Below are 23,001 nucleotides of genomic sequence, written 5' to 3'. Positions count from 1 at the left end.
CTAAATAAGACGTTATGGGACGAAATACATCTGTTTCTTTGGGAAATTATTTTGAAGAATTTGTTGATACAAAAGTCTCTCAAGGAAGATACAAAAATGCAAGTGAGGTTATTAGAGCTGGTTTGAGACTTTTGGAAGAAGAAGAAGATAAAATTCAGTTATTGAAAAATTCGATACAAGAAGGTATAGATAGTGGAATTGCAGAGGATTTTGATGCAAAAAAACACCTCGAAACTTTGAAAGCCAAAATAAAAAATAATGGCTAAGTATTTCTTGACAAATAAAGCTGTTGAAGATCTTTCGAAAATATATGAATATACGTTTGAATTGTGGTCACAGAATCAAGCGGATAAATATTATGAAGAACTAATCAATTTTTGTCAGTTATTAGCCGAAAACCCCATGATTGGAAGAAATTATAGTGAGATTAATTCTGAACTTTACGGATTTTTAGCCAATCAACACATTATCTTTTATAGAATTCTAACTAAAGATGAAATTGAAATAACAAGAATTCTCGGTGCGGAAATGGATTTGAAGAATCGTATAAAAGAATAAACTTTTTAATTTTCTCACTTCAACTATTTTCACCGCAAAAAACGATTATACGAGAAAGCCAACTTTTTCAAGTTGGCTATTTTATTTACTTTGGATAAACGACTCGTGAAAAGCAACACGAAGTGTTGATCTATATTATAAAATTTTAAGCTTGCATCACAAAAATAGCAGGACGTTTATGAAAATCATACTTTTCATTTTTCCACTCTTTGATCGATAACGTGCGGATATCTTCGTCCTCTAATGTAATGTGGCACGCGACACAAATCTTGGTTTCGGCACGAAGAATCTTCGTTAAATCGTCTACCATTTGATTGTTACGATAAGGCGTTTCCATAAAAATTTGAGCAATTCCCGTTTTCGCGCTTTCAGCTTCCAAATGCGCTAATTTCTTTTTACGTTCTGTTTTATCGATTGGTAAATAACCGTGAAAAGCAAAGTTTTGACCATTCATTCCAGAAGCCATTAACGCCAACAAAATCGACGATGGACCAACCAAAGGAACTACCTGGATGCGTTTCTGTTGCGCAACTTTTACCAACTGCGCACCCGGATCTGCAACCGCAGGCAAACCAGCTTCGGAAATAATTCCGATCGTTTTGTTTTGATCAAATAATTTGATCAAATCTAACATTTCTTCTGGCTCTGTATCTTTGTTTAGAATGTAAATATCTAAATCGGCTTGAACTTTTTCGGGGCAAACTTGTTTGATAAATTTACGTGCAGATTTTTCGTTTTCTACCACAAACGTATCAATTGCTCGAATAATGTCAAGATTGTATAAAGGCAATACTCTACTGTGTTCGCTTTCACCTAAAAGTGAAGGAATCAAATAAACTTTAGCCGTTTTCATTGTATAATTTTAAAGATTATATTTTTTGATGATTCCGTCTGTGGCTTCATCTAATAATTGATAAACATGCTCGAAAGCATCTTCTCCATCGTAGTAAGGATCAGGAACATTTTGCGTTTGCCCTATTCCATCTTTCAAGATCAATTTGATTTTACTTTGCTCCTCTTCGCTTCGAGCTAATTGTTGCAAATTAATTAAATTTTGTTTATCCATTGCAAAGATTAAATCAAACTCATCGAAAAAAATTGGATTGAAATGCATTGCACGTTGATCAGAAATATCAACACCATATTTTTTAGCAACCGCAACCGAGCGTCTATCTGGTTGTTCACCAACATGCCAATCACCCGTACCAGCAGAATCTACCAAATGATTGTCGCCAACCTTTGATTGTAAAATTCCTTCTGCCAACGGAGAACGACAAATATTACCTAAACAAACCATCAAAATTTTCATTGAAAAAATATTTATAGATTAATCTGAAATTTTACGTGAAATATCTTCAATATAACCACGAAATTGCTTGTCCGTTTCTTGTAAATTTTTCACTGTTTTACAAGCGTGTAAAACTGTTGCGTGATCACGTTTACCGATTTGTGTTCCAATACTTGCCAAAGACGCTTTTGTATATTGTTTTGCAAAATACATTGCTAATTGACGCGCTTGTACGACATCACGTTTACGTGTTTTTGACTGAATATCTTCAATCTTCACTTTAAAGTATTCACAAACTGTTTTCTGAATGTAATCAATCGAGATTTCTTTGCGAGCTGTTTGTACTAATTTAGATAACGTACGTGATGTTAAATCTAAGGTAATTTCACGTTTATTCAACGTTGCTTGCGCAATGATTGAGTTTAATGAACCTTCTAATTCACGCACATTTGTATCAATATTTTGTGCGATATAATCCATTACTTCATCAGGAAATTCGATACCATCGTTTTCTAATTTTTGTTTCAAAATTGAAAGACGTGTATTGTAATCAGGGTTTTGCAAATCGGCTGATAATCCCCATTTGAAACGAGAAATTAATCGATCTTCCATATCTTGAATATCTGCTGGAGATTTATCCGAAGTCAAAATAATCTGATTTCCTCTTTGATGTAAATGGTTAAATATATGGAAAAAAACTTCTTGCGTTTTTGCTTTTCCAGATAAAAACTGAATATCATCCATAATCAAAACATCAATCATTTGATAAAAGTGAATGAAATCATTTTGATTATTATTTTTTACAGCTTCAATAAATTGTTGTGTAAATTTCTCAGTTGAAACATACAAAACAGTTTTCTCTGGGTGTAAATCTTTTACTTCTAAACCTATCGCATGCACCAAATGAGTTTTTCCTAACCCTACTCCACCATAGATGAATAGTGGATTGAACGAAGTTCCTCCTGGGCGTTTGGCAATCGCACGACCAGCCGCACGTGCTAATCGGTTTGATTCTCCTTCGATAAAATTATTGAATGTATAATTATGATTTAATTGCGAATCAATTTTTAATTTTTGCAATCCTGGAATAACGAAAGGATTCATCATTTTACCAGCTTGCAAATTAATTGGCGCTTCTACCTCTTGTGGGCGAGGTTTTTCTTTGTTCGAACTTGGAATACGTACCGTGAATGGCTCACGTCCTTGCGACTTTTGATCCATCAAAATACTGTATACCAATTTTGCATCAGAACCTAATTCTTTTTGTAAGGCACTTTTTAAAATTTTGATATAATGCTCCTCTAACCATTCGTAAAAAAATTTACTTGGTACTTGTATTGTTAAAACATTATTATTTAGTTTGCCCGGACGTATCGGTACAAACCAAGTATTGAAGGCATCTTCTGCAATGTTGTCTTTTATAAAAGACAAGCATTTTTCCCACACAGAATTTGCAGTTATCGTCATAATATTGTCCAAAAGTGCTTAAGTTTTAATGTAAAATACTGAAAGTCAATGTTAAATTTTCATCAACCCTTCTCTACAAAATTGTGAACAAATTTTGAATAAAAAAAATGATTTAGGTATTGATATATTAAAAAATACTTTGTATAATTAAAAATAATCAATAAGTAGTTTTAGATAAAAAAAAAATACTGCAAAGATAATCTTTTCGGACATATTTTGGCTTATAAAACTATTAATTCTTATTTTTGTATCACTATGGAAATTACACAAGAAAAAATTGACTTCGCAATTATCAAAGTAGAAAATCATTTAAATGATTTGGGCATCAAAAATAATTTTTCTCTTTTACGAATTGAACAAGGTGAAGAAAAAAATGTAAGGACTTTTTATTATGAAATAGCAAATCCTACTTTCAAAACAATTATTCAAATTCAATATGATTTCTTAAAAGAAGAGCAAAAAGATTCTTCGCAAACTTCTTTTAGTTGGATGGATTACAAAAAAATTACTGAATAGACTTTTTCATTTTTTATATAATTAATGATAAAGTCTTTTTTTTGTTCTCTACTTTTGAAGATTAAAATGATGTTTTAGAAAATTATGGAGAAGATAGAAGAAACCGAACAATTAAATGTTTTTCGCACCAAAACTCGTATTCTATATAAACACACCGATCAAATGAAAGTGGTTTATTATGGAAATTATCCTGAGTTTTATGAAATTGGTCGTGTAGAATTGATGCGCAAACGTGGTTTTCCTTATGCTGAATTGGAAGCAATGGGAATTCAGATGCCAATTATTGAAATGCATACAAAATATATTGGTAGCGCTTTGTACGATGAATTAATCGAAATTGAAACAACAGTTCATGAGCGTGACAAAGGTGTTCGCATTCGATTTGATTACAATATATATAATGAAGTGGGAAAAATAATTAATCAAGGATACACTATTTTATGTTGTATTGATGCCGAAACTCGTCGTCCTGTTCGTATTCCAGAACGTATTTGGACAAGTTTAGGTTTATAATATTATTTAGAATCATTAATTATTCGTTAAAACAAATTCTTGCAAATGATTTCTCATTAAATTTGTTCCTTAACAAAACATGATTAAAAACGAATGTCAACACTTCAAGAAAAAATCAATCAAACGATTGTAGACGTTATCGATTTTCCAAAAGAAGGAATTGTCTACAAAGACATTACTCCATTGTTCTTAAATTCTGAACTTTCGAATGAAATTGTAGACGCTTTTGTAGAAAAAGCAAAAGGTAAAGTGGATATTGTTTGTGGAATTGAAAGCCGTGGATTTTTGTACGGAATTCAGATTGCACAAAAATTAAAAGTTCCTTTTGTATTAATTCGTAAAGCTGGTAAATTACCTCCTCCAACAATTAGTCAATCTTATGATTTGGAATATGGACAAGCAACTATCGAAGTAAATTCGAATTACATCAAAGATGGTGCGCGAGTTCTAATTCACGACGATGTTTTAGCAACTGGTGGAACTGCCGAAGCTTGTGCTAAATTGGTAGAAAAATGTGGTGGAAAAACAACACAGTTTTCTTTTATTGTTGATTTAACTTTCCTACATGGTAAAGATAAATTAACATCTTTTACAACTGATATTGTTACTTTAACAGAATATTAAACTAAAAACTCCGCTCAAAATTTTGAGCGGAGTTTTTTTTATTTTTTAGGCGCTATAATCACTTCTGGCGCTCTTTCATTACCAATATCCAACAAAGCTTTTATATTCGCTAAAATTTCTCTAAAACTCTGTTTACCTTCCGTTTTATAAGGTCCGCTATCCGCATTATATCCAATACAATCCAATCCGAAAACTTTTCCTAAGAAAAGCGCTCTTTTGAGATGATAAGATTGAGAAATTAAAATCACTTTATCAAATTGATAAATATTTTTGGTTCTGTAGATTGTGCTATATGTATCCAAACCTGCTCCATCTAGATAAGTATCTTCAATTTTGACACCTCTATCCAACAAGTATTTTTCCATCACATCAATTTCATTAAAATTCTCGTGAAGTTTTTCTCCAGAAAGTAAAATTACATCCACTTGATCCTCTTTGTAAAGTCGAATTGCAGCATCCAAACGATCTTTCAAAAAACGAGTTGGTTGTCCATTAGCTTGCACTTTTGCACCAAAAACAACTGCCACACGATAATCTGACGGAATATTTCCTTGATAATTGTAAATGTAATACGAAGTAAAAACTTGAATAATCAATGCAACGATCAAAGTAAAAACCGCTATTAATCCAGCGATAAACATACTTTTACGCATTACAAATCTTCCTATTTTTACAAGTTTACTCAACTATCTTTTGTTTTAAAAAATTTTAACATTCAACAGTCTATAAGTTTAGTGATATTTAAAAATTATAAATGTGAAAATTATTTTAAATTTTTCATCGTAATTTTAGAGAATGAATGAGATTGAGTTAAGAACAGTTACCGTTGAACGCTATTTGCAACCTTTGCGCGAAGGTGGTTCTTTGCCTGCACTAGCTGATGCAGATGACGGTTTTAAATATGTTTTAAAATTTAAAGGTGCTGGTCATGGTCCTCGCATGCTGATTTCTGAATTATTAGGAGGAGAAATTGCACGTGTTTTAGGATTTAAAGTTCCTGAATTAGTTTTTGCAAATTTGGACGAATATTTTGGTCAATCCGAAGCTGATGAAGAAATTCAGGATTTGTTAAAATTTAGCGAAGGAACTAATTTGGCTTTGCATTATTTATCTGGTGCAATCAATTATGATCCTGCTGTAATGAAAATTGATGATAAATTATCTTCTCAAATTGTTTGGTTAGATGCTTTTTTGACGAATGTTGATCGTACTTTTCGCAATACAAATATGTTAATGTGGCACAAAGAATTGTGGTTGATTGATCATGGTGCTTCCTATTATTTTCATCATTCGTGGGACAATTGGGAAAAAGCAGCTCTTGCACCCTTTACGCCAATTAAAGACCATGTTCTATTGAAAAATGCTACAAAACTTGAAGAAGTTGATACAGAATTTAAAGCGATTTTGAATGATGAAATCATTGATAAAATTGTCGATTTGATTCCTGATGAATGGTTAGAAACAGAAGTTACACATGCTACTCACGAAGAAATGAGAACGGTTTACAAAACATTTATCAAAACACGATTACAACATTCCGAACTTTTTATAAACGAAGCGAATAATGCCAGAAAAAATCTTATATGAGTATGCAATTCTTCGTTTGGTTCCTAAAGTTGAACGCGAAGAGTTTATCAATGTTGGAGTAATTTTATTTTCGAAAAAAGAAGATTATTTGAAAGTAAAATATTTTATTAATGATAGTAGAATCAATGCTTTTTGCCACGAATTAGATCTTGATTTTATTGACAGTAATTTGAATGCTTTGTCTAAAATTGCCGAAGGAATTCATCCCGAATCTGCTGTATCTAATTTCGAAACCCCTGAACGTTTTCGTTGGTTAACAGCTGTCAGAAGTTCGTCTATCCAAAGTTCTCGTCCGCATCCTGGTAAAACAACAAACCTTGATAAAACCTTGGATCAATTATATAAAGAACATGTTTTATAAAAGTTAAACGCTTAAAAACGAATGTTTTAAAAATATTTTCTTAAATTTGGTCATACATTAATTTTAAATTATTTATCGCCATGAGTACATTAAGAAACAAAGTTCAGCTAATTGGGAATGTTGGTAGCAATCCTGATGTTAAAACATTAGAAAACGAAAAGAAGTTTACAAAATTTAGTCTAGCAACGAACGAAAGCTACACAAATAGCAAAGGTGAGAAAGTTCAGCAAACGACGTGGCACAATTTAGTTGCTTACGGACCAATTGTAAATGTGATCGAAAAACATGTAGAAAAAGGGAAGCAACTTGCTATAGAAGGCAAATTGACTTACCGAGATTATCAAGATAAAGATGGTCAACAAAAAACGATTACAGAAATTATAATTGATGAAATTGTACTTCTTTAGCGTTTAAAATAAAAGGGAAACAGTGATGTTTCCCTTTTATTATTTTATAAGATTCCAAAATAAATTTGGAATATGAATTATCCTAACATTCGAATCGCGGTTTTTAGACCTTCAATAAATGTATCTATTTCTTCTTTTGTATTATAAACAGCGAATGAAGCTCGTACCGTTCCCGGAATATTGAAATGCTGCATAATTGGTTGTGCACAATGATGACCAGTACGAACAGCAATTCCTTTTTTATCCAAAATCATTCCGACATCAGATGAATGAACGCCGTCAAATTTTAAGTTGAAAGAAACTGCGCCAGAATGTTCTGCATCTTTTGCATAAATCTCCACTTCATCAAATTCTGATAGACGTTGAATTGTATAATCTACCAATTCTTTTTCGTAATCGTGAATCGTTTGCATTCCAATAGAATTGATAAAATCTACCGCAGCTCCAAGTCCGATAATTCCTGCAATATCTGGTGTACCAGCTTCGAATTTGAAAGGTAAACAAGCGTATGTTGAAACCTCCATTGTTACATCTTTTATCATCTCTCCTCCTCCGTGGAAAGGTGGTAATTCATTCAAAATATCTTCTTTTCCATACAAAATACCGATTCCAGTTGGACCGTACATTTTATGACCAGAAAAAACCAAGAAATCACAATCCATTGCTTGAACATCAATTGCAGTATGTGGAGCAGATTGTGCCGCATCAATCAAAACCCAAGCACCTTTTGCATGCGCTTTTTCGATAATTGTTTTGATCGGATTTACAACACCTAATGCATTTGAAACTTGATTAACACAAACTAATTTGGTTTTATCTGTCAATAAATCATCCAACTTCTCAATATCCAAAATACCTTCTGCAGTTAACGGAATATATTTTAGTTTAGCACCAGTTCGCTGACACAACAATTGCCAAGGAACGATATTAGAATGATGCTCGATTTCGGTAATAATAATTTCATCATCGGCTGATAAAACATTACGAAGTGAATTAGAAACTAAATTAATTCCTTCCGTCGTTCCACGCGTAAAAATAATTTCGTAATCGTGTTTCGCATTGATAAATTTCTGAATCTTACGACGCGATTCTTCCATCAAATCTGTTGCTTCTTGACTTAATGTATGAATTCCACGATGTACATTTGCATTGTACTTTTCGTAATATTCGTCCAAAACATCTAAAACAACTTTCGGTTTTTGAGAAGTTGCACCATTATCTAAATAAACCAATGGTTTTCCGTTGACTTCTCTATTTAAAATTGGAAATTGACTTCTTATTTGTTGAATATCTATTGACATTTTTTTAAGTTTTGAGTAATGAGTTATGAGTGATGTGTAATAAAAAAGTAAGTATTCAAAATAGTTTCAAATACTTACTTTATATTTCAAAATAAGTTCAACTTAAAACTTATTACTTATAACTCAGAACTATATTTTATAATTCGAAATCTAAACTAACTCCTAATTTTTTTGCAATTATAGAGTTAACTCGATTTGAGATTTGTGGAATTTGTACATGTCGCAAAGCGTCTGCAGCAAAGGCATACAATAACATTGCTTTCGCTTCTTTCTTTGGAATACCACGTTGTTGCATATAGAACAAAGATTCTTCTTCTAATTGTCCAACTGTACATCCGTGCGAACATTTTACATCATCAGCAAAAATCTCTAATTGAGGTTTTGTATTAATTGAAGCTCCATCAGATAATAAAACATTATTATTTTGTTGGAATGCATTCAATTTTTGCGCTTCTTTGTGAACATAGATTTTACCATTGAAAACTCCTTGCGCTTTCTCATCATAAATTCCTTTGTACAATTCGTGCGACTCACAATTCGGGAAATTATGCTCCACAAATGTATGATGATCGATATGTTGTTTTCCATCAATCACCGTAATTCCGTCCATTACAGAGTTACAATTTTCTCCATTTTGGAAGAAATTCAAATTGTTACGTACAATTTTTCCTCCAAAAGCAAACGTAAATACATTGGCACGAGAATCTCTTTCTTGATTGATGTATGTATTATCAACTAAAGAAGCATCGTTAGAATCATTTTGGAATTTGTACCAATGAATCTCAGAATTACGTCCAACATTCACCTCCGAAACAACATTTGTTAAGTTTGCTTTTTCGTCTAATGTTTGATGTCTTTCGATAATTTGAACTTGCGCATTATCTCCAACTACAACCAAATTACGTGGTTGATACATCGCTTCTTGAGAAGCTCCTGTTGAGAAATAAACAATCTGAATTGGCTTAGATAAAATTACATTATTTGGAACATAAATGTAAGCTCCATCTTTTGCAAAAGCTGTATTTAAAGCAACTAAACTTTCACCTTTTTTCGCAATTTTTCCGTAATAATTCTCAATTACAGCTTGATGAGTTGTTTTATGCATTGCGCTTGACAAGACACAAATATCAGCTTCATCATGTGTTGTATTTGACAAAAACGAAGAATATTTTCCATTAATGAATACGATTGTGTACGTATCGATATCATTAATCAAATATTTCTTGATGTCTTTGTACTCAATTGCAACTTCGTCTTCTGGGAACAATTTGTAATCCACCTTCAACAAAGGAGCAAGATTTGTATATTTCCATTCTTCGTCTTTACGTGTCGGAAAACCTTTTTGATTAAAGATTTCGATGGCTTCTTGACGTAAACCTTCGATTTCTTTATTCACTTTGTTTTTTTCGTTGAACACTAAATGACGAGAAACTAAATTTTCTTTTAAATCAATCATTTTAGATATTGTATTAATGTATTATGTAAGAAGTAAAAAGTACTTTGGACTTAATACATTTTACATTTTACAAAATGTTTAGATTCCTGCTTCTTCTTTTACCCAGTCGTAACCTTTTGCTTCTAATTCTAAAGCTAATTCTTTACCACCAGATTTAATGATTTTTCCGTCTGCTAAAACGTGTACAAAATCAGGAACGATATAGTCTAATAAACGTTGGTAGTGTGTAATTACTAACACTCCATTGTTTTCATTTTTGAATTCGTTTACACCATCCGCAACAATACGTAAAGCATCAATATCTAAACCAGAATCAGTTTCATCTAAGATGGCTAATTTTGGGTTTAACATTAACATTTGGAAAATTTCGTTACGTTTTTTCTCACCTCCAGAGAAACCTTCGTTAAGCGAACGAGATAAGAAATCTTTTTTGATTCCTAATAATTCAGCTTTTGCACGAATTTCTTTCAACATTTCAGAAGCTCCCATTTCTTCTAAACCTTGCGCTTTACGCGTTTCGTTGATAGAAGTTTTGATGAAGTTTGTTACAGAAACTCCAGGAATTTCGATTGGATATTGGAAAGACATAAAAATTCCTTTTTGTGCTCTTTCTTCTGGTGCTAATTCTAAGATTGATTCATTATCAAACTCGATATCACCATCGGTTACTTCGTAATCTTCTTTACCTGTAATAACGTTAGATAAAGTTGATTTTCCTGCACCATTAGGTCCCATAATCGCGTGAACTTCACCTGGATTAATTTGAAGGTTTAAACCTTTTAAAATTTCGCGCTCTTCGATACGAGCATGTAAGTCTTTTATATTTAATAACATAATCTAATTTGTAAATTAGTTAATGTGATAATTCTTTAATTATCTTGATTTTGATGTACTTATAATTTTATTCACAATTTTAGAAATGTTTACCAATTTATCAGATAAACTTTCTGTATTTGGATAATTTTTAGATAATTGACATAATTCTAACCAATACTTGGTTTCATCAATTTCTTTTGCTGCAATCTTAAACTTGTGAATAAAATCATTCAAGCTTTCAGCGTTTTGAGCTTCTCTAATATTTGCTCCTATTGAAGTTCCTGATTTTAATAATTGATTTGAAATAACAAATTTCTTATCCAATTCAAGTTCTTCACAATATTCTATAATTAATAGTGAAAATTCTAAAGTTAATTTTAAAATGATATTATCTTTTTCCATCATTAACTCATTAACAAATTATCACATCAACTCATTATTAATAACTATCCTACAGAACCTTCTAATGAGATTTCTAATAATTTTTTCGCTTCAACGGCAAACTCCATTGGTAATTTGTCTAATACTTCGCGGCTAAATCCGTTTACGATTAATGCAATCGCTTTTTCAGTATCGATACCACGTTGATTACAATAGAACAATTGATCTTCACCAATTTTAGAAGTTGTTGCTTCGTGTTCTAATTGAGCCGATTTATTTTCGATTTCGATGTAAGGGAAAGTATGCGCACCACACTCGTTACCCATCAACAATGAATCACATTGAGAGAAGTTACGTGCTCCTTCAGCGTTTTTCATCACTTTCACCAAACCACGGTAAGAGTTTTGAGATTTACCAGCAGAAATACCTTTCGAAATAATTGTCGATTTCGTATTCTTACCGATGTGAATCATTTTTGTTCCTGTATCCGCTTGTTGATAATTATTTGTTACCGCAATTGAGTAAAACTCACCTACCGAATTATCTCCTTTTAAGATACAAGATGGATATTTCCATGTTACCGCAGAACCTGTTTCAACTTGCGTCCACGATACTTTTGCATTTTTCTCGCAAACTGCACGTTTTGTTACAAAGTTGAAAACTCCACCTTTTCCTTTATCATCACCAGGATACCAGTTTTGTACAGTAGAATATTTGATCTCAGCATCATCCATAATGATTAACTCAACCACAGCAGCGTGTAATTGGTTTTCATCACGCATTGGCGCTGTACAACCTTCTAAATACGAAACATAAGCACCTTCGTCCGCAATTAATAAAGTACGCTCAAACTGTCCTGTTCCTGCAGAGTTGATACGGAAATACGTTGATAATTCCATTGGACAACGAACACCTTTTGGAATATAACAGAATGATCCGTCCGAGAAAACTGCCGAGTTTAAAGCTGCATAAAAGTTATCTGTTGGCGGAACTACTTTACCAATGTATTTTTTCACCAATTCTGGATGTTCTTTAATTGCTTCCGAAATTGACATAAAAATAATTCCTTTTTCTGCTAATGTTTCGCGGAAAGTTGTTTTTACTGAAACTGAATCAAAAACCACATCAATCGCAACTCCAGACAAACGTTTTTGTTCATCTAAAGAAATTCCTAATTTCTCGAAAGTTTTTAATAATTCAGGATCAACTTCGTCTAAACTTGCTAATTCTTTCTTTGGTTTTGGAGCTGCATAATACTGAATAGCCTGAAAATCTGGCTTTTCGTAAGTTACGTTTGCCCATTCTGGTTCTTCCATTTTAACCCAAGCGCGGTAAGCTTCCAAACGCCATTCCGTCATCCACTCAGGCTCCTCTTTTTTGGCTGAAATAGCACGCACGATATCTTCATTCAATCCAACTGGGAATTCTTCATATTCCATTTCAGTCGTCCAACCAAACTCATATTGCTTTTGGCTAGCAAGATCTTCACGTAGATCGTCTTCTGTATATTTTGTGTTACTCATCTTATTATTTATAAAATGTATAGGTAAAATTAAACTGTAAAGGTTGCTGTTTATTAGCTTTATTTCCTAAAAATTTGAATTCTTTTAATCGTTGATTTTGATCTAAAATCACCTCAAATTGTGGTTGATTATTTTTCGAAATCTGATATTTATTTTGAGCAATTAATTTAATTTCTGACAAAGGTCCTTCTACCAAATTAATTCTTTCTGTTTTTGGTGCAACATCTGGCGTATATTCTTTTATTTTGAATGGCACCTTAAATGTCGAATTGCTATAACAAATCTTATTTATGTCTTGACCTAATGATTTTGTAATTCTACAATCGTGCATTAATCGGTCTTCAAAACCAATTTTCTGCTCCATATAGGTTTTCTTCAACATCACATCTCCTTCTAACCAAATGATATCAAAAAGTTTATTTCCGTTTTTGACATACATATTTTCTTGGTTGTAAAAGAATTGATTTGTTTTTACTTCACTTCCTTTTCTTGCAATCGTTTCGGCAGAAATTACACCATCTTTATACGTATAATTTACTTTAGTTGGCGTTGCAACCTCATCTGTCAATTCAAAATCAAGAAGATTTCCTGTCGCATCATAATTTGCTTTGTACGCAACTTTTTTGTTTGATGCATTGGTAATGGTAATTGTTTTGATTTTTGATTCGTCTAAGTCTAACGCTTTTATAAAAGGTTTTACATTAAACAAACCGAAAAACATATGTTCTGAATAAGCTTTATTCAACTTTTTTGAAGATTCTGTTGGTTGAAAAACCATCAAATCTTTTTCTACAATTGTATTTTGTCCAAAAGCGACAAAACCAATCAAAAACGTAACGAATAAAGCTATTTTTTTCATCTTAAACTGCAAAACTTTCTCCACAACCACACGTGCGAGATGCATTTGGATTATTGAACACGAAACCTTTTCCATTCAACCCTCCTGAATATTCTAATGTCATTCCAACAAGGTATAAGAATGATTTTTTGTCAACCAAAATTCTTACACCATTGTCGTCAAACAATTTGTCTTCTGCACTTTGTTCTTTCGTAAACTCTAAATTATAGTTTAAACCTGAACATCCTCCACTCGTAACTCCTACGCGAACAAAAGATTCTTCTATAGAAGTTCCTTCTTCTTGTAAAAGTGATATTATTTTATTTTTTGCTGATTCTGAAACCTTAATCATTTGATTCTAATTTTATATTGCAAAGATACTTATTTAAAATGACTTCAAATAATGAACGATATAAATATTAACAATCGCTTAAGTTATATTATTTATCGCCAACTTACAATTTGATCAAATTACTTCAATCCCAATTTGTTTCGCGTACGTTTCAATACTTTTTGTGCAACATCTCTTGCTTTCAATGCACCATTTTCTAAAAATGCATCCAAAGTCACTTTATCATTCATCAACTCATCAAATTTAGTACGCGCATCAGCATATTTCTCTAAAATTAATTCGTATAAAGTCTGTTTTGCATGACCATATCCGTAACCTCCATTCAAATAATTTTGACGCATTTCCTCTACTTGTTCTGGCGTTGCCAATAATTTGTATAAAGCAAAAACATTGTCTGTATCTGGATTTTTAGGATCTTCTAATGGAGTTGAATCCGTTTCAATCGACATTACTTGCTTGCGCAATTGTTTCTCTGGTAAGAAAATATTGATAAAATTATTTCTTGATTTAGACATTTTGTTTCCATCAGTTCCTGGAATCAACATAATATTTTCATCAATTGCAGCTTGTGGTAAAACAAAAGTTTCTCCCATTTGGTGATTGAATTTTTCGGCAACACTACGTGTAATTTCTAAATGTTGCAATTGATCTTTCCCAACAGGTACAACTTCAGCATCATACAATAAAATATCCGCAGCCATCAAAATTGGATACGTAAATAATCCTGCATTTACATCTGCTAAATAATCTGCTTTATCTTTGAAAGAATGCGCTAAAGTAAGACGTTGAAATGGAAAGAAGTTCAATAAATACCATGTTAATTCTGTTGTTTCAGTCACATCAGATTGACGGTAAAAAACTACTTTCGAAGGATCTAAACCTAATGCCAGCCAAGTTGCAGCCACTTCGTACGTATTTTGTTTTAACACTTCCGCATCTTTAATTTGCGTTAAAGCGTGTAAATCAGCAATAAAAATGAAAGAGTCATTTCCTTCTTTCTCCGTTAATTCGATTGCTGGAGAAATTGCTCCTAAAATATTTCCTAAGTGCGGAGTTCCAGTAGCTTGAACTCCTGTAAGTATTCTTGGCATTTGTTTTAAAATTTAAGAAGCAAAGATAAACTTAATCAACGAAATGCACCAATTGTAACGAGAAGTTTATTTGAATTAATTGACAAGAATGACGAAAAACATATGGATGCACTAAAAAAGCTTTCCAATTTGTCGAAATGGCCAAGAAATTGTGCGACTTAATTTTCTTAAAATAGTTGGAGATTTATAATAACTTACAACTGCAGCACCTAAAACAATATCTCCTGTTTCAGTTTTTATATTCTGACATATAGAAGAATTTGTAAAAGTGAATTCTTTAATTCCATAGCTATCATATTCTAAAGTATAAAAATCTTGATTAATCGGAACCTTTATTTTAAACTCACCATTTTCATTTGTATATACAATATTTTTCGAATTTTTAAGATTTACTGGAATATCATATTCTGGAAAACCATTACCATCATTAATAATTCCTTGCACTACAATCGAATCATTTTCTGTTTGTGCTTTTGTGATAGTTGAAAAGCTTAAAAATCCAACTAAAGAAGAAAGTTGTAACCATCTTTTGGATTGATTAGAAATAGATTTTGAAGCTTCGTATGAATTAAATTGTTCTAAATTTCTGGTTTTAATTTTTACACAAGCGGTAGGATTATCATTCAGAAAAGTTTTTAATTCTTTGAACGAATAATGGTCCAAATTGTGAACACATTTAGAACAAACATCACAAAACTTTTGTTGTGACTCCGCATCCTTCATTTCGTTCCAATTCTGATTGCATTTTTTATCAATTTGTAGCTGCATAAAAATCTACTTTTCAATAAAATTAAACTTTTTTCGAAAATTTTTCAAACCTCAACCAACCTTTTTGCAAAAAGATGAATCTATAAAGAAAAAAGATTCATTAACCTTAAATTATATTGATATGAGTAACAAAGCTTTTTTAGACATTCTTTTCGAAAACCGAAACAAAGAATATGGTGCGTACCAACTAAGACAAGTTGCAAACCACGATTTGATGAAATCTCTTTTTGTTGGGATTGGTATTGTTGCATTAATTACTGGTGGAACTATTTATGCAAATAATAAAACAATGAATAATGAAATAACAAAAAAAGATGATGGTGTAATTGTTATTTTAGATAATGTGACTCCTCCTGATAAAAAAATAGAAGAAGTAACTCCTCCAAAAGAAGATCCACCGATGGAAGAAAAAACAATTCAATTAAAAACAGATCAGGCGAAACATATTATTCCAACTCCAACAGAAAGTCCAAAAGTTGAAGAAACTATAAAATCTGTTGACGAACTAAAAGGAAAAGATTTAGGCGTTTTTAATAGAAATGGTGATAAATCTAATGGACAAGTTGGTGGTGGAGAAGTAAGTGACGAAGGAAATAAAGTAGGTAAACAAAATACGGACATTCCAGAAGGTCCAAAAACTCCAGAACCTAAAAAACCTGATGTTGCAATTTCAGCGAAAAATGCTGCAGTAATGGCAATTTATCCTGGTTGTGAAAGTGAGAGCAAAAAAGGAAATGCAGCTTTAACAAAATGTATGAGTGATAAAATCTCGAAAGAGTTAGGTGGAGAATTAAGTGATTTTGCCGAAACTGCTTCTCGAAATAATATTGGTTCAGCGGTTGCAAAAATGCAATTTATTGTAAACAAAAATGGAGAAATTTCACAAGTAAAACCGTTAAGTGGAAGTAATCAAGATTTAGGCAAAGAAGCTAAATCTGCGTTGGAGCGTATCAATAAACAAATTCTAAGAAAAGGTAAAAAAATAACGCCTGCAAAATTAGAAGATGGTTCGGATGCAAATTTAATCTTTTCAATTCCTGTTAGATTTCAAACAAACGAATAATTAATAATACTTTTCTTTCTGAAACCATTGCATTCATTTTTTTGAGTGTGATGGTTTCTATTGTTTAAGAAATTGAATATCTATTCAGAAAAAGTTCTTTTAAATGTATATTTGTCGCATAAAATTTAAGTTTTAAGTCAATCTTAACACAATAAAATTGTAACTTCGTTGCGAATTATGAATAAGAATATTGTTTACGGATTGATTGGTTTCGGTTATTTTTTGATCGGAATTTTTACTTGGAAATATCAGTTTTTCATCATCAAATTAGATGAAATAAAAGCGATGTTATTGGGTATTTTATTTATTGTTTATGGCGCTTTTCGTGTTTATCGCGGTATAAAATCTTATAAAAATGATCAAAAAAATTAGTTTACTTTCACTTTCGGCCTTTCTTATTTTTTCCACTTTTAGTTGTAAAGACAAAGAAAAACAGACAAAAGCTGAACAAAAAACTGCTGTAAAACGCGCTTTACACGAATACGGAGATTTGGCAATGACGGTAGATCCAAGCTTTAAGAATTTGGCGCAATCGTTAGCAAATATGTATATGGTTGATTATCCAGATGTAAAAATTACGATTAACGAAGAGATTGAAGAAAAAGCTATCAAAGATTTTTATGAAGGGAAGATTCCTATTTTGATGGTAAGTAAGCCTTTAACAAAAGCTCAACAACAACATTTATTCAATAAAACAACAACAAAATATATTTCTTCTGTAATTGCATTAGACGCAACAGTTTTTATTACCTCTGTTGATAATTCAATCAACTCTATCTCGATGAATGATATTAAGGATAATTTGTATAAAAATGATCCGAAAATAACATTTGTTTACGATCATCCAAACTCTGCCAATTACAATACAATAAATGATAAATTAAAATTATCTGTAGAAAATGGCGCAAAAGTAACAGCTATGGGCGATGCAGAAAAAGTGATTGATTTTGTACAAAAAGATAAAACTGCAATCGGAATTATTGGATTGAATATTTTAAGTGATAAAGGAAATCCGAAAGTTGAAGAATATCTTAAAAAGGTAAAAATATTATCAATTGCAGATGATAAAGGAAATTTAGCATTGCCAACTATTCCGAATTTGAAATATGGTGTTTATCCTTTTTATCGTCAAATTTATATTTTGAAAAATGAAGTTGGTTTCGGAATTGGAGCTGGTTTCACAAGGTTTGCAGGTTCGCAACGTGGACAAAAAATTGTAACACGCGAAAGTCTTCAACCTTATTATATTTATAAACGTGAAGTTCAAATTAATAATCTAGAACAACCCTTACAATAAAAACAGAAAACCTTCCGAAATGGAAGGTTTTTTTTGGTTATTTTCTATTATCTATCTCTTTTCTTAATTCTATTATATGTTTGAAATTAGACAGATCTTCTTCATTCAAACTATACCATTCAATCCAATCTATACGCATTGTTGTGTCATATTCTCCTAACAAAGCATCAAGTAAAATATAAATTGTATTTTGCATTTGTCCACTACCATCAAAATTCTTGATGTATAAATCTATTCCATATAAACCTTCATTTATAGACGATTTATAATACAAATCATCATAAGATATTTCATAATCATTGTAACGAATCCCTAAATTATCATTACCAATTCTTTGGCGAAAAGCAATAATATTCCAATTTTTGAATTTCGGAGATTGTTTAACTAGTTTTTCAACTGATACAAAACTCTCTTTTAAACCATCAGCCGAAATCGTAAATTCTCTTTTCCCATTTTCTAATATTGGACTTGAATTAAAAGCTAAATTTGAATCAACCTTTACTAATTCATTTCTAATCTTATCATACAATTCTAATTGTAATTCTTTGCTATCTATATTATCATAAATGTATTTTTCATTTTTTTTAAACCAATTCCAAAAATTAGTTTCTGGACTTGACTTACAAAAACTAAAAGATGAACAACCAACAATAAATAGGACTAAAAGTAAAATTTTATTCATTATTCATAATATTAATCAAATCTTGCTCCCCAAGGGTTTTGCAAATCGAAACCTAAACTAAATAACATTCCGTTCTTGCGACCATCAACTTGATAATCTGATAAACCAATATCGTAGGAAATTCCAGCTTTTAAAGAACCAACTTTAAACTTTAGGATTGGTGAAACAAACAACGGATTGCTATTTTTAGAATCCATTCCTTGCTTGTACCCTACTCCAATATCAACGCCTTGATTATTGTCTCCAAAACCAATATGCGACATCAAGTTTATATCCAAATGACGCTCCGAATTCGAGTTCAAATTATACACCAAAGAAGGTTCTAACGCAATTCCTTCGGAAACGTTCCATTTATATCCAACATTGAAATAATACCACGTTGGCAAAGGCTCTACATTGTTCACATAATACACATTTTGGCTTAACGGAATATCCAAAACCGACACTCCAGCGGAGAAACCAGCATATTTGAAAGATAATCCCAAATTCGCAAAATATGTAGAATATTTATCTTCTTGTAAAGCAGGGTCATTCGGATCTTCTGCGATAATTTTTGAATAATCAAAACGTTGCGAAACATTAGAAGCACCAACACCGAAAGAGAAAACATTGATTTCATCTCCATCATAACTTCTATCATCAATAGGAATGTGATATGCTGCATTAATTCCGAAACCAGTCATTTTAACTGCCCCATTTCTATCGTTGAAAAATTGCATTCCCAACGCCAAACGATCTACAATAATTCCGTGAGCACTTACCGTTTGTGTACTTGGACTTTCAGGTAAATCGTCCCACTGATTGCGATGCGTTCCTGTTATAGAAATCACATTCGGGTCTTGTCCTGCGTACGAAGGATTAATTAACATTTTATCACTCACCAAATAGTGATTATAAAACGGCAACCCTTGTTGTGCTTCTACTTTATAAAGTGAGAATAGAGTTAATATGAATAGTGTTATTTTTTTCATAAATATGTTTCAATCAATTAATTGATTTTTCGTTTAACTAATATACTACCAGAATATAAAACTTGCAAATCATCTGATTGCTTCGAGAATTCTAACAAATACCAATATGTCCCATCTGCAACAGGTTTACCATTTAGCGTTCCGTCCCATTTTATAATATCTGTTCCTTCTTGTGTCAATATCTGTTTTCCGTAACGGTCAAAAATAATCAATTTGTACGAATTTGATGTATCGGTAACTTTACCATCTTTTGTCATTGGTTGCCAAATATCATTAAAACCATCATTATTTGGTGTTACAACATTTGGTAAAGCAAGGTAAATAACATTTTTACGCTCCGAAACTCCACAATTATTCAATCTTACTCTTACTGTAAAATTATTATTTTTGATATTATCTGGAATAATTAATTCATTCTTTGTTTGCCAATCTACAATTACTTTTCCATCAGAATCAAACAACGCATATTCTAACTTTCCATTTCCTTTTGCAGAAACAATTATACTTTTTTCGTTGATTGTAATTTTATCAATTGTAGGCAATACTGAAAGAGAAACAACTAACGTTTTAACAATAGAACAACCCGATAATTTATCTTCAATTGTAATTTTATAATTACCTGCATCAAGCTCAAAAATATATGTTCCTAAAATTCTAGTTCCATCTTCTTTTTCTACCTCATAATAATACTTATCGTAATCTGTTTGAGTTGTAAAATCTAACTTATATTTTTCTCCTGTACACAATGGATCTGGATTTTCAACCTCGATATTAGGTAAAGAATTTTTCTTGTAGTTTAATTTTAAGGTAATCACACCACAATAGTCCAAATTATAAAAATCAACATCTACTGAACCTTGATTAGAATTAAATTGATCAAAAATTTGATCTTTTGTTTTAGAACTTGTTAAAGAATAATTAGTTTGAATGTAATCTAAAATTGCTTGAATTTGAGTTTTCGCATCATCGTTTTCACCTTCACAAAAAACAATTGGATTCGCTTTTGTATAACTTTCTAATGAAGGAACATCAACAATTAAATCTTGTTTTTTATTGACCGTTAATTCTACAGCTGTTAAACAAATCTCTCTTAATGTATTTTTAAATTCAATTGGAATATTCAAAGAAGTATTTCCTCCAAAATTCAATATTCTTTGGATAGAATTTCCTTGAATATATTCTGTTCCATCAATAAATATTTTGTAATCAAAAACATTTAGTCCGAAATTATTTTTTAATAAATCATCATCAATTGTTAATGTTTCTCCTTCGCAAAACACACCTGAAAATGTTGCAGATACAACATTTGGTTGATTAACTGTTTTTACAATTAAATACATATCTTCTGAAAAACAGCTTTCACCAACTTTTTTTATTTTAAAACTTAATGTTTGATTAGAATTTGCATTAACATTAACTGGTAAAAATGGTGTTCCATCTAAATTAAAAATATCAAAATCTGTAATGTTTGAAATTCCAAATTTATCTTTAATATGTTCTTTTATTTCATCTATATCAAAAGTATAATTTTGTGTCACACCTAAACAAACAGGATTGAATAAAACTTCAAAAGGTTTTGTAGGAATAGAAGAATCATTTAACGTAATTTTCAACGGAGCTGTAGATTCACAAAAACCAGCTTTATTTCCTGTAATTGATAAATTAAAACTTGTTTGTGTTCTATTGTTGTAAATCTCATTATACAAATTTTGAAGTTGTGATTCAATATAACTTGTACCATTATAAACCAAATTTATAGTAACTAAATTATCATTCTTTTTTACATTATTGATGATTAATTCAAATTCAGAAAAAGAAAAATCACTTCGGCAAAAAGTTAAAGTCAAATTATCCAAATCTACATTTGTTTTTTTTCTTAACTGTAAACTCTACAATATTACTTGTACAAGATGCATCAGAACGATCTTCAATCTGAACATTAAACTTAGCTTCATTCCCAATAAAATTATAAGGTGTTGTTGGCATATTCACTAAACGATAAATAGTTGAGTCAACTCCTAAAGCAGTTAAAATTTCAGCTTCTGATAAAATTTCAGTATTACAAACTTCTGCAAATTTTCCAGAAGGTAAAATAGGATTTGAGTTAATTAGCTTAAATTCAACTTCTCTTGAAAATAAATCTATAGAACAGAACTCAGCACCAATATATTTTAATTTGATTCTATAATTATTAGAATTATTTAAAGGAATATTTCCATTAACAATTGCGTCATCAACATATACTTCATAATCTGCATATTTAGAGGAATTAATAGATGGAGATATTCTACTAATTAAATCCTCTTTTAAAAAAGTTATTGACGTAGCACAATATTGTTCTGTTTTGTTTTGAACTGTATAAATCAACTCTGGAATAAATTTGAATTTTATAGATTTATAGATATAAACTAATTTATTAGAATTATCATAAACTCTGGCATACAAAATTTGTTCTATTCCGTTAATATAGCTGATATTATCATTTGTAGATGTATTATCTGGTTTATAAAATTCTATATTCCCAACATTTATACTTGGGTCTGAAACTCTAATATCATTTATAATTTTGGTCTTCACATCTGATAATAAATAATCATCTGTATAACAATGGTTATCAAAAACAAGATTATCTACTGTTTTAGCTCCACTAATTGTTAACTCTAAAATTGGATTATCTGTACCATAAATTGCTATTACAATAATTTCTCCTTCTTTTAACTTACTTCCATTTTCAAAAGCACTTACAAAACCATCTGTAGAATTTGATATACAATCATTTAATTTACCACCCTTTAAACCCTTCTCTTTTGTTATGTTACTATAAACAGCTCTAATTGGATTTATAGTTGTATATTCATTAGAACTTGAACCTGTTCTTACAAAAATATCATTAGGATTCGAATTTTTCGAAAGTCTCCATAACATAAAATGGAATTTATCAATATTTCCTTTCAATGTAAATTCAAAATCCATATCATTCGGTGCTACGTAATAATAAAAATTATAATAGCCAGTTGTATGGAACTCACAATTCATTAAACGTGGAACAAAAGAATTTACACTTTCGTTAGGTAATGTTATTCCAGAAGTTACTATATCATTAATTTTATTTATTAAAGGATGTGTAATCTTCCCTAAAAA

The 23,001-nt window shown here is 31.0% G+C and carries 28 protein-coding genes; 11 read left to right on the top strand and 17 right to left on the bottom strand.

Annotation, left to right across the window (positions count from 1 at the left end; genetic code table 11):
• Positions 1-14 precede the first annotated feature (14 nt).
• Both B3578_RS06935 and B3578_RS06930 read left to right on the top strand, forming a co-directional pair.
• On the top strand, positions 15-266 hold the full coding sequence (locus B3578_RS06935; protein ID WP_219034673.1) for a type II toxin-antitoxin system ParD family antitoxin: 252 nt from the start codon (positions 15-17) through the stop codon (positions 264-266).
• A complete protein-coding gene (locus B3578_RS06930) occupies positions 259-558 on the top strand; it encodes a type II toxin-antitoxin system RelE/ParE family toxin (RefSeq protein WP_219034672.1) in 300 nt (99 codons plus the stop codon). Before B3578_RS06935 ends, B3578_RS06930 begins: the two co-directional genes overlap by 8 nt.
• 145 nt (positions 559-703) lie before the next feature.
• Here B3578_RS06930 and B3578_RS06925 read toward each other — a convergent pair whose 3' ends face one another.
• The 3 genes from B3578_RS06925 to dnaA are packed head-to-tail and all read right to left on the bottom strand — an operon-like array spanning position 704 to position 3,313.
• Positions 704-1,411: an SAM-dependent methyltransferase gene (locus B3578_RS06925; RefSeq protein ID WP_286495863.1), complete on the bottom strand. Its 708-nt coding sequence runs from the start codon at positions 1,409-1,411 to the stop codon at positions 704-706.
• A 9-nt stretch (positions 1,412-1,420) separates the two neighbouring features.
• Positions 1,421-1,867 carry a low molecular weight protein-tyrosine-phosphatase gene (locus tag B3578_RS06920; RefSeq protein ID WP_219034670.1) on the bottom strand — a complete coding sequence of 149 codons (447 nt, stop codon included), beginning with the start codon at positions 1,865-1,867 and terminating at the stop codon, positions 1,421-1,423.
• Between the two features lie 18 nt (positions 1,868-1,885).
• Positions 1,886-3,313, bottom strand: coding sequence for a chromosomal replication initiator protein DnaA (dnaA, locus tag B3578_RS06915; protein ID WP_286495871.1), 1,428 nt, complete (start codon positions 3,311-3,313; stop codon positions 1,886-1,888).
• A gap of 255 nt (positions 3,314-3,568) precedes the next feature.
• On the opposite strand from dnaA, the gene B3578_RS06910 reads away from it, so the two are divergent.
• The 3 genes from B3578_RS06910 to B3578_RS06900 all read left to right on the top strand — a co-directional run bounded on the left by B3578_RS06910 (position 3,569) and on the right by B3578_RS06900 (position 4,966).
• The gene (locus tag B3578_RS06910; RefSeq protein WP_038333588.1) at positions 3,569-3,829 is read left to right on the top strand and encodes a hypothetical protein; all 261 of its coding nucleotides are present in this window, start codon (positions 3,569-3,571) and stop codon (positions 3,827-3,829) included.
• A gap of 84 nt (positions 3,830-3,913) precedes the next feature.
• On the top strand, positions 3,914-4,342 hold the full coding sequence (locus B3578_RS06905; RefSeq protein WP_125349076.1) for an acyl-CoA thioesterase: 429 nt from the start codon (positions 3,914-3,916) through the stop codon (positions 4,340-4,342).
• 93 nt (positions 4,343-4,435) lie between these two features.
• Positions 4,436-4,966: an adenine phosphoribosyltransferase gene (locus B3578_RS06900; RefSeq protein WP_219035195.1), complete on the top strand. Its 531-nt coding sequence runs from the start codon at positions 4,436-4,438 to the stop codon at positions 4,964-4,966.
• Between the two features lie 38 nt (positions 4,967-5,004).
• Here B3578_RS06900 and B3578_RS06895 read toward each other — a convergent pair whose 3' ends face one another.
• Positions 5,005-5,652: a SanA/YdcF family protein gene (locus B3578_RS06895; RefSeq protein ID WP_286495865.1), complete on the bottom strand. Its 648-nt coding sequence runs from the start codon at positions 5,650-5,652 to the stop codon at positions 5,005-5,007.
• 109 nt (positions 5,653-5,761) lie between these two features.
• Between B3578_RS06895 and B3578_RS06890 the strand changes: the two genes are divergently transcribed.
• The 3 genes from B3578_RS06890 to B3578_RS06880 all read left to right on the top strand — a co-directional run bounded on the left by B3578_RS06890 (position 5,762) and on the right by B3578_RS06880 (position 7,321).
• Positions 5,762-6,553 carry a HipA family kinase gene (locus B3578_RS06890; protein ID WP_219035197.1) on the top strand — a complete coding sequence of 264 codons (792 nt, stop codon included), beginning with the start codon at positions 5,762-5,764 and terminating at the stop codon, positions 6,551-6,553.
• A complete protein-coding gene (locus tag B3578_RS06885; protein WP_125349073.1) occupies positions 6,531-6,914 on the top strand; it encodes a DUF3037 domain-containing protein in 384 nt (127 codons plus the stop codon). The genes B3578_RS06890 and B3578_RS06885 overlap by 23 nt, the downstream gene beginning before the upstream one ends.
• Before the next feature lie 80 nt (positions 6,915-6,994).
• Positions 6,995-7,321, top strand: a complete 327-nt coding sequence (locus B3578_RS06880; RefSeq protein WP_125349072.1) for a single-stranded DNA-binding protein — start codon at positions 6,995-6,997, stop codon at positions 7,319-7,321.
• A 77-nt stretch (positions 7,322-7,398) separates the two neighbouring features.
• Here the strand turns inward: B3578_RS06880 and B3578_RS06875 are convergent, their stop codons facing one another.
• The 9 genes from B3578_RS06875 to B3578_RS06835 form a co-directional block, all read right to left on the bottom strand.
• Positions 7,399-8,622 carry an aminotransferase class V-fold PLP-dependent enzyme gene (locus B3578_RS06875; RefSeq protein ID WP_257468255.1) on the bottom strand — a complete coding sequence of 408 codons (1,224 nt, stop codon included), beginning with the start codon at positions 8,620-8,622 and terminating at the stop codon, positions 7,399-7,401.
• A gap of 136 nt (positions 8,623-8,758) precedes the next feature.
• Entirely contained in the window at positions 8,759-10,078 is a 1,320-nt protein-coding gene (sufD, locus tag B3578_RS06870) for a Fe-S cluster assembly protein SufD (protein ID WP_219035198.1), read from the bottom strand.
• Between the two features lie 78 nt (positions 10,079-10,156).
• Entirely contained in the window at positions 10,157-10,912 is a 756-nt protein-coding gene (sufC, locus tag B3578_RS06865) for a Fe-S cluster assembly ATPase SufC (protein WP_219035199.1), read from the bottom strand.
• A gap of 39 nt (positions 10,913-10,951) precedes the next feature.
• On the bottom strand, positions 10,952-11,296 hold the full coding sequence (locus tag B3578_RS06860) for a four helix bundle protein (protein ID WP_219035200.1): 345 nt from the start codon (positions 11,294-11,296) through the stop codon (positions 10,952-10,954).
• Positions 11,297-11,340: 44 nt separating this feature from the next.
• On the bottom strand, positions 11,341-12,798 hold the full coding sequence (gene sufB, locus B3578_RS06855) for a Fe-S cluster assembly protein SufB (protein ID WP_114999857.1): 1,458 nt from the start codon (positions 12,796-12,798) through the stop codon (positions 11,341-11,343).
• 4 nt (positions 12,799-12,802) lie between these two features.
• Positions 12,803-13,657, bottom strand: coding sequence for a hypothetical protein (locus B3578_RS06850; protein WP_291047515.1), 855 nt, complete (start codon positions 13,655-13,657; stop codon positions 12,803-12,805).
• A gap of 1 nt (position 13,658) precedes the next feature.
• Complete coding sequence (locus B3578_RS06845; RefSeq protein WP_291047513.1) at positions 13,659-13,988, bottom strand: HesB/IscA family protein; 330 nt, start codon at positions 13,986-13,988, stop codon at positions 13,659-13,661.
• A 119-nt stretch (positions 13,989-14,107) separates the two neighbouring features.
• Positions 14,108-15,079 carry a tryptophan--tRNA ligase gene (trpS, locus tag B3578_RS06840; RefSeq protein ID WP_286495867.1) on the bottom strand — a complete coding sequence of 324 codons (972 nt, stop codon included), beginning with the start codon at positions 15,077-15,079 and terminating at the stop codon, positions 14,108-14,110.
• 111 nt (positions 15,080-15,190) lie between these two features.
• Entirely contained in the window at positions 15,191-15,847 is a 657-nt protein-coding gene (locus B3578_RS06835) for a hypothetical protein (protein ID WP_286495869.1), read from the bottom strand.
• A 64-nt stretch (positions 15,848-15,911) separates the two neighbouring features.
• Here B3578_RS06835 and B3578_RS06830 point away from each other — a divergent pair, with 64 nt between their 5' ends.
• The 3 genes from B3578_RS06830 to B3578_RS06820 all read left to right on the top strand — a co-directional run bounded on the left by B3578_RS06830 (position 15,912) and on the right by B3578_RS06820 (position 18,207).
• Entirely contained in the window at positions 15,912-16,910 is a 999-nt protein-coding gene (locus B3578_RS06830; RefSeq protein WP_291047510.1) for an energy transducer TonB, read from the top strand.
• A gap of 177 nt (positions 16,911-17,087) precedes the next feature.
• Positions 17,088-17,282 (top strand): C4-dicarboxylate ABC transporter, encoded by a 195-nt coding sequence (locus tag B3578_RS06825; protein WP_135834486.1) that lies wholly within the window; start codon positions 17,088-17,090, stop codon positions 17,280-17,282.
• The gene (locus B3578_RS06820) at positions 17,266-18,207 is read left to right on the top strand and encodes a PstS family phosphate ABC transporter substrate-binding protein (RefSeq protein ID WP_135834485.1); all 942 of its coding nucleotides are present in this window, start codon (positions 17,266-17,268) and stop codon (positions 18,205-18,207) included. Before B3578_RS06825 ends, B3578_RS06820 begins: the two co-directional genes overlap by 17 nt.
• A 37-nt stretch (positions 18,208-18,244) precedes the next feature.
• On the opposite strand, the gene B3578_RS06815 is transcribed toward B3578_RS06820, so the two are convergent.
• The 4 genes from B3578_RS06815 to B3578_RS06800 all read right to left on the bottom strand — a co-directional run.
• Complete coding sequence (locus B3578_RS06815; protein ID WP_219035206.1) at positions 18,245-18,889, bottom strand: hypothetical protein; 645 nt, start codon at positions 18,887-18,889, stop codon at positions 18,245-18,247.
• Positions 18,890-18,900: 11 nt separating this feature from the next.
• Positions 18,901-19,860 (bottom strand): PorP/SprF family type IX secretion system membrane protein, encoded by a 960-nt coding sequence (locus tag B3578_RS06810; RefSeq protein ID WP_219035207.1) that lies wholly within the window; start codon positions 19,858-19,860, stop codon positions 18,901-18,903.
• Between the two features lie 17 nt (positions 19,861-19,877).
• Positions 19,878-21,716, bottom strand: a complete 1,839-nt coding sequence (locus B3578_RS06805) for a T9SS type B sorting domain-containing protein (RefSeq protein ID WP_219035208.1) — start codon at positions 21,714-21,716, stop codon at positions 19,878-19,880.
• Positions 21,709-23,001: hypothetical protein (locus B3578_RS06800; RefSeq protein WP_291047508.1), on the bottom strand; the 1,293-nt coding region annotated here is incomplete at its 5' end. The genes B3578_RS06805 and B3578_RS06800, both read right to left, overlap by 8 nt.

The organism is Empedobacter sp. UBA1574 (assembly GCF_002322895.1).
Taxonomy (GTDB): domain Bacteria; phylum Bacteroidota; class Bacteroidia; order Flavobacteriales; family Weeksellaceae; genus Empedobacter; species Empedobacter falsenii_B.
Note: the sequence above shows the minus strand (reverse complement) of the source record. Positions and strands in the feature narration are given on the sequence as shown.